We start from the raw sequence: 12889 nt of genomic DNA, 5'->3' as shown, positions 1-12889 counted from the left end.
CAGGGACTCAGCTCAATATGGAGACCGCCCCAAGGTATTTCAAGGTGCGGGACAGATTGTCGCAGGCCAGGCTGTCAAGCCAGTGCACGCCAGGCCAGCCACGCAACCAGGTGAACTGCCGCTTGGCCAGCTGTCGAGTGGCAATGATACCGCGTTCACGCATCTCATTCTCAGTCAGCTTGCCGTCGAGGTAGTCCCAGACCTGTCTATAACCCACTGCCCGTATAGACGGCAGCCCGGCGTGCAAGTCACTTCTGGCTCGCAACGTTCGGACCTCATCGACGAAGCCCTGTTCCAGCATCTGCGAAAATCGTAGCGCAATTCGCTTATGCAAAATGTGACGATCCGCAGGCGCAATCGCCAAACTCGCGACAGTATAGGGCAAATGCCCGCCAGCGCCTGCGTCTGCGGCGCGACTTTCCGCGAATTGACGCTGGCGATGGGCAGTCATGCTCTCGCCACTCACCCGGTAGACCTCGAGCGCCCGGATCAGCCGCTGTGGGTCGTTGGGGTGAATGCGCGCCGCCGATTCGGGGTCGACCTCGGCCAATTGCCGGTGCAACTCGGCCAGGCCCAGCGCCTCGGCCTGGGCCTCGAGCTCTGCGCGCACGGCGGCATCGGCCGCCGGCATGTCCGCCAAGCCTTCGATCAGCGCCTTGTAATAAAGCATGGTGCCGCCGACCAGCAGCGGAATCTTGCCGCGCGCGGTGATATCGGCCATCGCCTCCAGGGCGTCAGCGCGAAATTGCGCGGCCGAGTAGCTTTCAGCCGGGTCGCGGATATCAATGAGCCGGTGCGGGTAGGCCGCCAGAATCTCTTTGGAAGGTTTGGCCGAACCAATGTCAAGGCCACGGTAGACCAGCGCCGAGTCGACACTGATCAGCTCGCAAGGCAGAACCTTGGTCAGCTCGATGGCGAGGTCGGTCTTGCCGGCCGCCGTCGGGCCCATGAGGAATATCGCAGGGGGTTTGCCGCTCATGTCATCGACCGCGCAGGAATAGTTTGTCCAGGTCGTCCAGGCCCATCTGGGTCCAGGTCGGACGGCCGTGGTTGCACTGGCCGCTGCGCTCGGTGTTTTCCATGTCGCGCAGCAAGGCGTTCATCTCGGGAATGGCCAGGCGCCGGTTGGCGCGCACGGCACCGTGGCAGGCCATGGTGCCAAGCAGTTCGTTGAGGTGCGCCTGGATGCGGTCGCTGGTGCCGTACTCCATCAGGTCGGCGAGCACATCCTGAACCAGGCGATTGGCCTCGGCCTGCTTGAGCAGTGCCGGAATCTGGCGGATCGCCAGCGTCTCGGGCCCCAGGCGCTGCAGCTCGAAACCAAGGCGCTGGAACCACTGGCTGTGCTCCTCGGCACAGTCGGCCTCGCGCTGGCTCAATGCCAGGGTTTCCGGAACCAGCAGCGGCTGGCCGCTCAGGCCTTCGCTGGCCATCGCCACCTTGAGGCGCTCGTACATGATGCGCTCGTGGGCCGCGTGCATGTCCACCAGCACCAGGCCGACGGCATTCTCGGCGAGGATGTAGATGCCTTTGAGCTGCGCCAGGGCATAGCCCAGCGGCGGAATATCCCCTTGGCTTTCCGGCAGCGTCGAAGCAGCTGGCGCATTATCGTTCAGTGGCTTGTAGAACTCGCGGTAGACCGCTTGGGACTCGGCGACCGGCAGCGGCTGCGCCGGGCGCGGGGTGTACTGGTACTGGTAACCGGCGCCACTGCCGCCATTGGAAATGGAACGCTGCGGCTGTTCGAGCACTGGCGAGGCCAGGCGCATTTCACCCTGCGGGCCGAACTCGCCGACTTGCAGCCCTGTCGGGCGAACCACTTCAGGCACGGCAGCAGGCGCGGCCAGCTGATCTTCAGGGCGCACGTCAGCCAGGGCACGGTGCAGCGTGCCATAGAGGAAGTCATGCACCGAGCGGCCTTCACGGAAGCGCACCTCGTGCTTGGTCGGGTGCACGTTGACGTCGACGCCGTTCGGCTCGAGCTCAAGGAACAGCACGAACGTCGGGTGCCGGCCGTTGAACAGTACATCGCGATAGGCCTGGCGCACGGCATGGGCGACCAGTTTGTCGCGCACCGCACGGCCATTGACGAAGAAATACTGCAAGTCGGCCTGGCTGCGCGAGAAGGTCGGCAGGCCGACCCAGCCCCACAGTCTCAGGCCATTGCGCTCGACGTCGATGGGCAGCGCCTGCTCCATGAAACCCGGGCCGCAAATCGCGCCCACCCGCCTTGCCCGGGCAGCTTCGTCATGCGCCTCATGCAGGCTGAGGATGCTCTTGCCGTTGTGGCGCAGATGGAAGCCGACATCGAAGCGGGCCAGGGCCAGGCGGCGGATGACTTCCTGCAGGTGATCGAATTCGGTCTTTTCGGCCTTGAGGAACTTGCGCCGGGCCGGGGTATTGAAGAATAGGTCGCGTACTTCCACCGAAGTGCCGACCGGATGTGCGGCGGGTTGCACGCGCGGGGTCATGTCGCGGCCTTCGGTCTCGACCTGCCAGGCCTCACTTGCGCTGGCGGTGCGCGACGTGAGGGTCAGGCGCGCCACCGAGCTGATCGATGCCAGCGCCTCACCCCGGAAGCCCAGGCTCAATACGCCTTCGAGGTCTTCCAGTTCACGAATCTTGCTGGTGGCGTGACGGGCCAGGGCCAGCGGCAGGTCATCGGCGGAAATGCCACTGCCATCGTCACGCACCCGGAGCAGTTTCACACCGCCCTGCTCGACCTCCACGTCGATGCGCCGGGCACCGGAGTCCAGGCTGTTTTCCAACAGTTCCTTGGCCACCGATGCCGGCCGCTCGACCACCTCACCCGCAGCAATCTGGTTAGCCAGCCGCGGGCTGAGCAGCTGGATGCGCGAACCACCACTCATTGCGCAGCCAGCGTGGTAGCGGGAATATCGAGGTGCTGGCCGACCTTCAGCTCATCGGTCTTGAGGCTGTTGGCGCTGCGCAGGCTGGTCACGCTGACCTGATAGCGCACGGCGAGCATCGCCAGGGTTTCGCCGGGGCGGACTGTGTGCTCACGCGGCCCCTGGGCAATCTTGCCGCTATCACGCAGCCAGGCGATATAGGTGCCTGGCGGCGGGTTCTGCTGGAAGTACTGGCGCACGCCGGTATGAATCGAGCGCGCCAAGGCCTGCTGATGGCTGGCGGTGGCCAGCTTGGCCGCCTCGTTGTTGTTCGAGATGAACCCGGTTTCAACCAGGATCGATGGGATGTCCGGCGACTTCAACACCATGAAGCCTGCCTGTTCCACCCGTTGCTTGTGCAGCGAGGTGACACGCCCCATGTTGCCGAGCACCTTTTGCCCGACGTTCAGGCTGGAACTCAACGTGGCCGTCATCGACAGGTCAAGCAGTACGCCCGCCAGCATACGGTCCTTGTCGTCGAGGCTGACGTTGCCAGCGCCCCCGATCAGGTCGGAACGGTTTTCCGTGTCGGCCAGCCAGCGTGCGGTCTCGGACGTTGCACCACGGTCGGACAGGGCGAACACCGAGGCACCAAAGGCGGCGCGCGACGGTGCGGCGTCAGCGTGGATCGAGATGAACAGGTCGGCACCCTTCTTGCGGGCGATCTCGGTACGTTTGCGCAGCGGGATGAAGTAATCACCGGTGCGCGTCAGCTCGGCGCGGTAGCCCTTTTCGGTGTTGATCTGGCGCTGCAGTTCCTTGGCGATCTGCAGCACGATGTCTTTTTCGTGCTGGCCACGCGAGCCGGATGCACCCGGGTCTTCGCCGCCGTGACCGGCATCGATGGCGACCACGATGTCACGCTTGCCACTCGGCACCGGCGGCAGCTTTATTGCCGGCTGAGCCGGGCTCACCGGTACTGCAGGCGTGGTTGCCGGAGTCTGTACCGGCGTGGGCGGCGGGGTCGGTGCAGTGGCGGCTATGGCGTCGGCTTCCTGGTCATACAGGTCGACCACCAGGCGGTTGCCGTACTGGGCATTGGGCGCCAGGGTAAAGCTCTTGGGCGTGACCGACTTTTTCAGGTCGACCACCACACGCAGGTCGGTAGGGGTACGTTGGGCCGAGCGCACGCTGCTGATCGGGGTGTTTGCGGTCGACACGTTCAGCGGCGCGGCCAACGTCGCGCCATTGATGTCGATCACCAGGCGGTCGGGTGCGCTGAGGGTGAAGACGCTATGCTGCACGGGGCCGGACAGATCGAAGACCAACCGCGTGTTGTCCGGCGCGCGCCACAGGCGCACGCTCTTGACTTGAGTGACGGCCAGAGCGTCAACGGTCACCGCTGTCAGCAGCAATCCAACGACAGCGACCAGTGCGCGTATGCGCATACCTACCCCACTTACTGTTTATAGTGTTCGGCCAGTGCGGTGCACCAGGCCTCGCCGCGAGCCCCCTGCGGCGTAAGGTCAAGCGAGCGGCCGCTCGCTTGGGGGCTTATGGTAATGGTCAGGTCGGGCTTTGGCAAAACGCCCGCACCCTTTTGTGGCCATTCGAACAGGCACAGTGGGTCACCTTCGAAATAGTCACGAATCCCCATGAACTCCAGCTCTTCCGGATCGACCAGGCGATACAGGTCGAAATGGAAGGCGCGCACCTCACCGATTTCGTAGGGTTCTACCACGGTGAAGGTAGGACTTTTCACTGCACCAGTATGGCCCAGCCCACGAATCAGGCCACGCGAGAGGGTGGTCTTGCCCGCCCCCAGGTCGCCTTCCAGAAAAATCACGCCGCGACCGCCGGTCACCTCGGCCAGTTTTGCGCCGAACGCGACCGTGGCCGCTTCATCGGCCAGCAACAGGGTTAAGCCAGACACGCAGAATGCTCCTCCAACAACTCACGAATGACCGGCGCCAGATCACTGGCTGCCAGGCCTCTACCTTTGACGCCCAGGCGCTCCCCTGCACAGGCGTGCAGCCATACGCCCAGGCCCGCCGCGCTCCAGGCGTCCAGCCCTTGGGCCAGCAACGCCGCCAGCACGCCGGTGAGCACGTCCCCCAGCCCGGCACCGGCCATCGCCGGATGCCCCCGCTCGCACAGCGCCAACTGGCCGGTCGGGTCCGCCACCAGGGTGCCGGCGCCCTTGAGCACGCAGACACTGGCATAGCGCCGCGCCAGCTTGCGCGCCGCACCTGGGCGATCAGCCTGCACTGCCTCGGTGGATATGCCTAGCAGCCGCGCCGCCTCGCCCGGGTGCGGGGTAAGGATGCTGCCGCTGGGCAGCGCCAGTGGTGTGCGTGCCAGCAGGTTCAGCGCGTCGGCATCCCACACCTGCGGCCGCTCGGCATTGGCCACCGCAGACAGCAGGCTGCGGCCCCAGGCGGCCTGGCCCAGGCCGGGGCCCACCACCAGCACCGAAGCACGCTCCAGCACACCGATCAACTGATTGGCCGACTCGACCCCCAGGCACATGCTTTCCGGCATGCGCGCCAGCCCGGCCACGACGTGCTCCGGGCGTGTCGCCACACTGACCAGCCCGGCACCACAGCGCAGCGCGGCCTCGGCACTGAGCAGCACGGCACCGCCGGTGCCCAGGTCGCCACCGACGACCAGCACATGGCCGAAGTCGCCTTTATGGGCATGCGCATGACGCGCCGGCAGGCGGGCGACGGTCACGCTGCTGAGCAGTTGCGGGGCGTTGCTGGGGTGTTTGGTCTGCGGCATGGGGTCAAAGGCTCCAATGTCTGGCAGAATTATACGCACCTGAGCCCGTATTGCCTGCCTATCCATGTCCGCCTGTACTCCTGACCTCGCCCAACTGGCCCAATCCATCAAGATCTGGGGCCAAGAGCTGGGTTTTGCCCACGTTGGTATCGCCGGGGTCGACCTTGGCGAACACGAACAGCACCTGCAACGCTGGCTCGACGCGGGCTACCAGGGTGAAATGGAGTACCTCGGCGCCCATGGCAGCAAGCGCGCACACCCTGACCAGCTGATTCCAGGCACGGTACGCGTGGTCTCGCTACGCATGGACTACCTGCCGGGCGACACGCAAATGGCACAACGCCTGGCCCAGCCGGAAAAGGCCTACGTGTCGCGCTACGCCCTGGGCCGCGACTACCACAAGCTGGTGCGCAAGCGCGTGCAGTTTCTGGCAGACCGCATCCAGGAAGCGATCGGCCCGTTCGGCTACCGCGCCTTCGTCGACAGCGCCCCGGTGCTGGAGAAGGCACTGGCCGAGCAGGCCGGGCTGGGCTGGATCGGCAAGAACACGTTGCTGCTCAACCGCAAGGCCGGCAGCTACTTCTTCCTGGCCGAACTGTTCGTCGACCTGCCGCTGCCGGTGGACGAAGCGCATGCCAGTGAACACTGCGGGCGCTGCCAGGCATGCCTGGACGTCTGCCCGACCCAGGCTTTCGTCGGGCCCTACGTGCTGGATGCGCGGCGCTGCATCTCCTACCTGACCATCGAGTTGCGCGGGCCCATTCCGGTAGAGCTGCGCTCGATGATGGGCAATCGCGTGTTTGGCTGCGATGACTGCCAGATCGTCTGCCCGTGGAATCGCTTTGCCAATTACAGCCAGGAGCAAGACTTCCAGCCGAGGCATGGGTTGGAGAATGCCGAGCTGGCCGAGATGTTCCTCTGGGACGAGCGCACCTTCCTGCGCAAGACCGAAGGCGGGCCGTTGCGGCGGGCGGGGTATGAGCGGTTCTTGCGCAACCTGGCGGTGGGGCTGGGTAATGCGCCTTCGACGATTCCGGTGATCGAGGCGTTGAAGGCGCGGCGGGAGGATGATTCTGAACTGGTGCGCGAGCATGTGGAATGGGCGCTGACGCAGCACGGCGCCCTGTAGGAGCGGGCTTGCCCGCGAAGAAGACGGCGCGGTGCATGGCACCGGCTCTGCCGGTGTTCGCGGGCAAGCCCGCTCCCACAGAGAATGCGGAGCGCCTGGATACAGGGATTATTGCTGGTCGTTGTAGTGAAACTTGGGCATTTCCCAGTGGAAACGGATCGCCAGCAAACGCACCAGGAAGCCACCGAACAAGGTCAGCAGCATCGCCTGCTCCGCCGGTAGCTTGAAGTAAACGCAACCCAGGTAGAACCATGCCGCCGCGAACGACACACTGGCGTACAGCTCGCGACGGAACACCAACGGGATGTCGTTGCAGAAGATGTCCCGCAGTATCCCGCCAAACACCCCGGTGATCACCCCGCTGATCGATGCCACCAGCATGCCCTGCCCCATCTCCAGCGCGGTCATGCAGCCAATCAGGGTGAAGGCCACCAGGCCCAGGGCATCCAGCACCAGAAACAGCGAACGCAAACGGCGCATCATCGGCGCGATGAAAATCGTCAGCAGCGCGGCGAAGCTGGTCAGCACCAGGTATTCCGGGTGCTTCACCCAGGTCAGAGGGTAATGCCCCAGCAGCACGTCGCGCACCGAGCCGCCACCCAGGGCAGTCACGCAGGCGATCAGCACGACGCCAAACCAGTCCATGCCGCGACGGCCGGCGGACAGGGCACCGGTCATGGCTTCGGCGGTAATGGCGATCAGGTAGAGCATCAACAACATGGCGCGGGTCCGTACGGAAAAGGCGCGCAGTCTAACCAGTTGCCCGAGGCACCAAAAGAGGGCGCAAGCACAATATCTGCGCCCTTTCGGCTCATACCTTGATGAAATGCTCGCGGTAGTGACGCAGTTCGGCGATCGACTCGCGGATATCGTCCAGCGCCAGGTGGGTGCTGCCTTTCTTGAAACTGTCACGCACATCCGGCGCCCAGCGCGCGGCCAGCTCCTTCAGGGTGGAAACATCGAGGTTGCGATAGTGGAAGTAGTTTTCCAGGCCGCGCATGTGCCGGTAGAGGAAGCGGCGATCCTGGCAGATGCTGTTGCCGCAGATTGGCGACTTGCCTTTGGGCACCCATTGTTCGAGGAAGGCGATGGTCTGCGCTTCGGCTTCGGCCATGCTGATCTTGCTGTCACGCACGCGCTGGGTCAGGCCCGAGGCACCGTGGGTGCGGGTGTTCCACTCGTCCATGCGCGCCAGCACTTCATCACTGTGGTGGATGGCGATCACCGGGCCTTCGGCCAGGGTGTTCAGCTCGCTGTCGGTGACGATGGTGGCCATCTCGATGATGACGTCGTGGTCCGGATCCAGGCCGGTCATTTCCAGATCGATCCAGATCAGGTTCTGTGGGTTCTGCATGAAGGGCTCCTCGTATAGGCCGTCATATTAGCCTAGCGACGCCGGCCTGCGCATGCGCGGCGCAAAGGTAACCAGAATGGTCTGCGAGCGGGCGTGCTAAACTGCCTGCCGTTTTCAACTTGCCCCACCTTTGGAAGGTCCATGGCCAAACGCCAGCTCAATCGTCGCCAGAACTGGCGTATCGAAAAAATCCAGAACGAACGCGCCGCTCGCGCCGCCAAACGCGAGCAGCACGTGCTGCAAGAGCTGGAGGGCGGGGATCTGGGGCCGGAACAACTCGGCCTGGTGATCGCTCACTTCGGTGTGCAGGTCGAGGTAGAAGCCCAGGACGGCGAAGCTGCCGGGCAGGTATTTCGCTGCCACCTGCGGGCCAACCTGCCGGCACTGGTCACTGGCGACCGCGTAGTCTGGCGCGCCGGCAACCAGGGCATCGGCGTGATCGTCGCCCAGATGCCGCGCAGCACAGAACTGTGCCGTCCGAACAACCACGGCCAGCTCAAGCCGGTCGCGGCCAACGTCGACCTGATCGTGATCGTCTTCGCCCCGGCGCCGGAGCCACACCCGAACCTGATCGACCGTTACCTGGTGGCCGCCGAGCACGCCGGCATCCGCCCGCTGCTGCTGCTGAACAAGGCCGACCTGATCGACGACCAGAACGGCCCTGGCCTGCATGCGCTGCTAGAGGTCTACCGCGAACTGGGCTATCCGCTACTTGAGGTCTCCGCACACCACGGCGACGGCATGCAACGCCTGCAGCAGATGCTCGACGGGCATATCAGTGTGTTCGTCGGCCAGTCGGGCGTGGGCAAGTCGTCGCTGGTCAATAGCCTGCTGCCGGATGCCGGCACCCGCGTGGGCGAGCTGTCCGAATGGTCTGGCCAGGGCCAGCACACCACCACCACGGCACGCCTGTATCACTTCCCTAACGGCGGCGACCTGATCGACTCGCCGGGCATCCGCGAATTCGGCCTCGGTCATGTCAGCCGCGACGACGTGGAAGATGGCTTCATCGAGTTTCGCGACCTGTTCGGTACCTGTCGCTTCCGCGACTGCAAGCATGATCGCGAGCCCGGGTGCGCACTGCTCAAGGCACTCGAAGAAGGCCGTATCAAGCCGCAGCGGATGAACAGCTACCGCTCGATCATCGCCAGCCTGCCAGAAGACAGCTTCTGATTTGCAAGGAGGAACCTGAGGGCACTGTGTGCCCCCAGTGCTACTGGTCCTTTTGCTCATCCATCTTCAAGGTTCCATCCTCGAAGATATTCAGCTTCTGGCGCAGCTCACGCGGTTGCATCGGCGCCTGGGCAGCAGCATCACCTGTCGTCGGGGCTGTCGGGGCTGCTGCCCCGGGCGCCGCACCTGCAGGCGAAGCTGGTTGCGCTGGCGCCTCGGGCGCGCCCTGCTCACCCTCGATGCTGCGCTGCGCCTTCTTGGTCAGGACGATGATGTCGATACGGCGGTTGACCGGGTTGAACGGATTCTTGCGGTCGAACAGCGATGACGAGGCATACCCCACCACCCGCGCCACCTGGCCGTCCGGGTAGCCACCGGCAACCAGGGCTCGACGGGCGGCGTTGGCGCGGTTGGCCGACAGCTCCCAGTTACCGAAATCGCCGGTGCCGGAGTACGGCTTGGCATCGGTGTGCCCGCTGATACTGATCTTGTTCGGCACCGCCTTGATGGTGTCGGCCATGGCCAGCAGGATGTCCTCGAAATACGGCTGCAGGCGCGCACTGCCGATGTCGAACATCGGCCGGTTCTCAGCGTCCATGATCTGGATGCGCAGGCCGTCCTGGGTGATCTCGAACAGGATCTGGTCCTTGAACTTCTGCAGCTGCGGGTTTTCCTCAACCTTGTTCTGCAGTTCCTGCAACAGCAGTTCGAGGCGCTCGCGCTCGACCTGTTCGGCCATGGTCTCGACCTGGTCCTTATCCAGCTGGATGCTGGTATCAGGCGTAGGTTCGGACTTCATTTCCGGGTTGATGGTCTTTTCCGGCGCCATCTGCGGCGAGCCGCCCAGGTCGATGACGTAAGGCGTACCACTTTCGGAAAAACCGATCGGGTCCTTGAAGTAGCCGGCAATGGCGATCTTTTGTTCAGGCGTAGCCGTGGATAACAGCCACAGCACCAGGAAGAACGCCATCATCGCCGTGGCAAAGTCGGCAAAGGCGATCTTCCAGGCACCGCCATGGTGCCCGCCACCGAAGCGCTTGACGCGCTTGATGATTATCGGCTGATTGTTCTCCATGACTCAGCGACCGCGAACCGCTTGTTCCAGCTCGGCGAAGCTTGGGCGATGCTTCGGATACAGCACCTTGCGCCCGAACTCGACGGCCAGCGAAGGCGGCATGCCGGAAGCCGAGGCCACCAGCGAGGCCTTGATCGATTCATAGAGATTGAGCTCTTCCTTGGCATCGTGCTCAAGGCACTTGGCCAGCGGGCCGAAGAAACCATAGGCGGCGAGAATACCGAAGAAGGTACCGACCAGCGCCGCACCCACGTGCAGGCCGATCGACTTCTGGTCACCATCACCCAGCGATGCCATGGTCACCACGATACCCAATACCGCCGCGACGATACCGAAGCCGGGCATGCCATCGGCGATGCCGCTGACGGCGTGAGACGGGTGCTCGAGCTCTTCCTTCATGCTCAGCAGCTCCATGTCGAACAGGCCTTCGAGCTCATGGGGCGCCATGTTGCCGGTGGACATGATGCGCAGGTAGTCGCAGATGAACGCGGTCATGCGCTCATCGCCCAGTACTGCCGGGTACTTGGCAAAGATCGGGCTGGCGGCGGCGTCTTCGATATCGCTCTCGATCGCCATCATGCCTTCGCGGCGGCTCTTGTTGAGGATTTCGTACACCAGGCCCAGCACTTCCAGGTAGAACGTATGGGTGAAGCGAGAGCCGAACATCTTCATCGACTTCTTGATTACATGCATGGTCATGTAACCCGGGTTGGCCTGCATGAAGGCGCCAAAGGCTGCACCGCCAATGATCAGCACTTCGAACGGCTGGATCAGCGCCGCGATCTTGCCGTGGGAGAGTACATATCCGCCGAGCACGCTCGCGAATACGACGATGATGCCGATAATTTTAGCCATAGGATCAAAGCACTTGCTGTCGTGGTCAGGGAGAGGGACGGGAGCTTTAAAACTCTTCTTCTACTTATCGGCAGAACTGCGCCAGACTATAGCCACTCAAAGCGAAAAGCCAGTTCGGACTGATGTCAAAATGCCAATGGAATCCAAGGTGCCCACTCAGAATCCGCGTACCCTAGAGGCCTGGGTCAAGCTGCTCGATGGTGTTCGCGTGCCGGTACCCAAGCAGAGTTACGACCGGGTAATGGCCGCGATCAACGACAGTCGCCGCTCGTTGCGCGACATCGCCGAACTGATGCAGGACAGTCCCGCCCTGGTGCTGTCGGTGATGCGCGAGGCCAACCACCCCGCCAACGCCAGCCAGGCCGAACCGGCTGAAAGCCTGGAAATTGCCCTGAACCGCCTGGGCCTGGCACGTAGCAGGGAACTGCTGATGCGCCTGCCTGCCGTACCGGAAGACGACATCCCGCCGGTGCTGCGCCAATTCCTGTTGATCAGCCAGCATGCCGCACAACAGGCCAGCGGCCTTTTCGCCAGCCGCCTGGCGCGCCTGTGGCAGGAAATCCACTGGGGCAGCCTGCTGTTCCTCGCCCCTCTGTGGCCACTGGCCCTGGCCTACCCCAAGCTGCTTGACGCCTGGGAGCTGCGGGTCATCCACAAGGGCGAAACCGCAGCCGACGTGGAGCAGGAACTGTTCGGCGTGCGTATCTTCGCCCTGTGCCAGGCAATGGCCGAACACTGGCGCCTGCCCAAATGGGTGACCCAAGGCTATCGCCTGCTGCTCGAAGAACGCGAGCAGTTGGCCTCGGTACTGAGCATCGCCCGCGAAGACGACCTGCTCAACCAGCAGCATCGCCTGGACGAGGCGCCCGGATTGCGCCGCTGGTTCAACGAACCGGCCAACACCGTACTGCTGGCCAACAACCTGGCGCTGGCAGCCCAGGTCGGCTGGGACAACCCTCATTTGTTGCGCTGGCAACTGCTGACCGCGCTCTACCTGCAAACCTCACTGGAAGACGTGCAGCAGCAGGTGCACCAACAAGCCGCCGCCAGCGCCCGGCGTCACGCCAGGCATGCACTGTTCCATCCGGCCGAAGCGCTGATCTGGCCTTGGCAGCAGCGTCGCCCGCACCCGGACATGCTCACGCCACCACCACCCTCCAGCGACGACCTCGGCCGCTGGCGCAAGTTGTGCCAGGCGTTGTTGGCGCAACCCAGCCCGTTCACCAACGCCGTGCACCTGGCTACCCAGGCGCGCGAAGCCATGCTCGCCTGCGGCATGCAGCGCATCATGCTACTGACGCTGGACCGTGCCAGCGACCACCTGCGCGTGCAGCAGACCGCCGGCCTGCCCCAGGAGGCCGCCGCCATGGACTTGCCCTTGGCGCAAAACAAACTGTTGCAAAAGCTCATGAGCAAAGCCGGCCAGTTGCGCCTGACGCCCGACAATCACGCCAAGTTATCGGCACTGCTACCGGCACCGTTGCAGGCACTGTTCCGCAGTGAGCACCTGCTGCTGCGATCACTGGCAGTCAGCGGCCAAGTACTGATGCTGGCCGTGGCCGACCAGGGCGGCAAGCCGCTGGCCGATGTCAGCGTGCAAGCCTTCGGCAAGACTTCGCAATGTATCGAGCATGCCTTGGCGGTGTTTGCCAACCGCGGCGCCTGAGCCTTGC

Annotated in this window: 12 protein-coding genes; 3 read left to right on the top strand and 9 right to left on the bottom strand. The window is 63.9% G+C overall.

Going from position 1 to position 12889, the window contains the following annotated elements:
• Positions 1-7: 7 nt before the first annotated feature.
• Genes miaA through CQW31_RS09275 form a run of 5 tightly spaced genes read right to left on the bottom strand, consistent with a single transcriptional unit; the run spans position 8 to position 5630 of the window.
• Positions 8-979: a tRNA (adenosine(37)-N6)-dimethylallyltransferase MiaA gene (miaA, locus tag CQW31_RS09295; protein ID WP_054887864.1), complete on the bottom strand. Its 972-nt coding sequence runs from the start codon at positions 977-979 to the stop codon at positions 8-10.
• Between the two features lies 1 nt (position 980).
• On the bottom strand, positions 981-2870 hold the full coding sequence (gene mutL / locus CQW31_RS09290) for a DNA mismatch repair endonuclease MutL (protein ID WP_099814349.1): 1890 nt from the start codon (positions 2868-2870) through the stop codon (positions 981-983).
• Positions 2867-4297 (bottom strand): N-acetylmuramoyl-L-alanine amidase, encoded by a 1431-nt coding sequence (locus CQW31_RS09285; RefSeq protein ID WP_054887866.1) that lies wholly within the window; start codon positions 4295-4297, stop codon positions 2867-2869. The genes mutL and CQW31_RS09285 overlap by 4 nt, the downstream gene beginning before the upstream one ends.
• Positions 4298-4308: 11 nt before the next feature.
• Positions 4309-4782 (bottom strand): tRNA (adenosine(37)-N6)-threonylcarbamoyltransferase complex ATPase subunit type 1 TsaE, encoded by a 474-nt coding sequence (gene tsaE / locus CQW31_RS09280; protein ID WP_054887867.1) that lies wholly within the window; start codon positions 4780-4782, stop codon positions 4309-4311.
• Positions 4770-5630, bottom strand: a complete 861-nt coding sequence (locus tag CQW31_RS09275; RefSeq protein WP_054887868.1) for an NAD(P)H-hydrate dehydratase — start codon at positions 5628-5630, stop codon at positions 4770-4772. The genes tsaE and CQW31_RS09275 overlap by 13 nt, the downstream gene beginning before the upstream one ends.
• A gap of 64 nt (positions 5631-5694) precedes the next feature.
• Here CQW31_RS09275 and queG point away from each other — a divergent pair, with 64 nt between their 5' ends.
• Positions 5695-6759: a tRNA epoxyqueuosine(34) reductase QueG gene (gene queG, locus CQW31_RS09270; protein ID WP_099814348.1), complete on the top strand. Its 1065-nt coding sequence runs from the start codon at positions 5695-5697 to the stop codon at positions 6757-6759.
• 108 nt (positions 6760-6867) lie between these two features.
• Here the strand turns inward: queG and CQW31_RS09260 are convergent, their stop codons facing one another.
• Positions 6868-7479, bottom strand: a complete 612-nt coding sequence (locus tag CQW31_RS09260) for a trimeric intracellular cation channel family protein (RefSeq protein ID WP_054887870.1) — start codon at positions 7477-7479, stop codon at positions 6868-6870.
• A gap of 91 nt (positions 7480-7570) precedes the next feature.
• Positions 7571-8113: an oligoribonuclease gene (gene orn, locus CQW31_RS09255; RefSeq protein WP_054887871.1), complete on the bottom strand. Its 543-nt coding sequence runs from the start codon at positions 8111-8113 to the stop codon at positions 7571-7573.
• Positions 8114-8254: 141 nt separating this feature from the next.
• On the opposite strand from orn, the gene rsgA reads away from it, so the two are divergent.
• Positions 8255-9286: a small ribosomal subunit biogenesis GTPase RsgA gene (gene rsgA, locus CQW31_RS09250; protein ID WP_054887872.1), complete on the top strand. Its 1032-nt coding sequence runs from the start codon at positions 8255-8257 to the stop codon at positions 9284-9286.
• 40 nt (positions 9287-9326) lie between these two features.
• Here rsgA and motB read toward each other — a convergent pair whose 3' ends face one another.
• On the bottom strand, positions 9327-10361 hold the full coding sequence (gene motB, locus CQW31_RS09245) for a flagellar motor protein MotB (protein ID WP_054887873.1): 1035 nt from the start codon (positions 10359-10361) through the stop codon (positions 9327-9329).
• A 3-nt stretch (positions 10362-10364) separates the two neighbouring features.
• Complete coding sequence (motA, locus tag CQW31_RS09240) at positions 10365-11216, bottom strand: flagellar motor stator protein MotA (RefSeq protein ID WP_054887874.1); 852 nt, start codon at positions 11214-11216, stop codon at positions 10365-10367.
• Between the two features lie 130 nt (positions 11217-11346).
• Between motA and CQW31_RS09235 the strand changes: the two genes are divergently transcribed.
• A complete protein-coding gene (locus CQW31_RS09235) occupies positions 11347-12882 on the top strand; it encodes an HDOD domain-containing protein (protein ID WP_054887875.1) in 1536 nt (511 codons plus the stop codon).
• Positions 12883-12889: the final 7 nt, after the last annotated feature.

It is taken from the genome of Pseudomonas sp. 382, assembly GCF_002759075.1.
In the GTDB taxonomy this organism is placed as follows: Bacteria; Pseudomonadota; Gammaproteobacteria; order Pseudomonadales; family Pseudomonadaceae; genus Aquipseudomonas; species Aquipseudomonas vlassakiae.
The sequence above is the reverse complement of the archived record's forward strand: the minus strand, read 5'-3'. Positions and strand labels throughout refer to the sequence as shown.

Bases quoted from the DNA above. Each gene is read 5' to 3' on its own strand.
- miaA (WP_054887864.1), bottom strand. From the start codon at position 979: ATGAGCGGCAAACCCCCTGCGATATTCCTCATGGGCCCGACGGCGGCC.
- mutL (WP_099814349.1), bottom strand. From the start codon at position 2,870: ATGAGTGGTGGTTCGCGCATCCAGCTGCTCAGCCCGCGGCTGGCTAAC.
- CQW31_RS09285 (WP_054887866.1), bottom strand. From the start codon at position 4,297: ATGCGCATACGCGCACTGGTCGCTGTCGTTGGATTGCTGCTGACAGCG.
- CQW31_RS09275 (WP_054887868.1), bottom strand. From the start codon at position 5,630: ATGCCGCAGACCAAACACCCCAGCAACGCCCCGCAACTGCTCAGCAGC.
- queG (WP_099814348.1), top strand. From the start codon at position 5,695: ATGTCCGCCTGTACTCCTGACCTCGCCCAACTGGCCCAATCCATCAAG.
- CQW31_RS09260 (WP_054887870.1), bottom strand. From the start codon at position 7,479: ATGTTGTTGATGCTCTACCTGATCGCCATTACCGCCGAAGCCATGACC.
- orn (WP_054887871.1), bottom strand. From the start codon at position 8,113: ATGCAGAACCCACAGAACCTGATCTGGATCGATCTGGAAATGACCGGC.
- rsgA (WP_054887872.1), top strand. From the start codon at position 8,255: ATGGCCAAACGCCAGCTCAATCGTCGCCAGAACTGGCGTATCGAAAAA.
- motB (WP_054887873.1), bottom strand. From the start codon at position 10,361: ATGGAGAACAATCAGCCGATAATCATCAAGCGCGTCAAGCGCTTCGGT.
- motA (WP_054887874.1), bottom strand. From the start codon at position 11,216: ATGGCTAAAATTATCGGCATCATCGTCGTATTCGCGAGCGTGCTCGGC.
- CQW31_RS09235 (WP_054887875.1), top strand. From the start codon at position 11,347: ATGCCAATGGAATCCAAGGTGCCCACTCAGAATCCGCGTACCCTAGAG.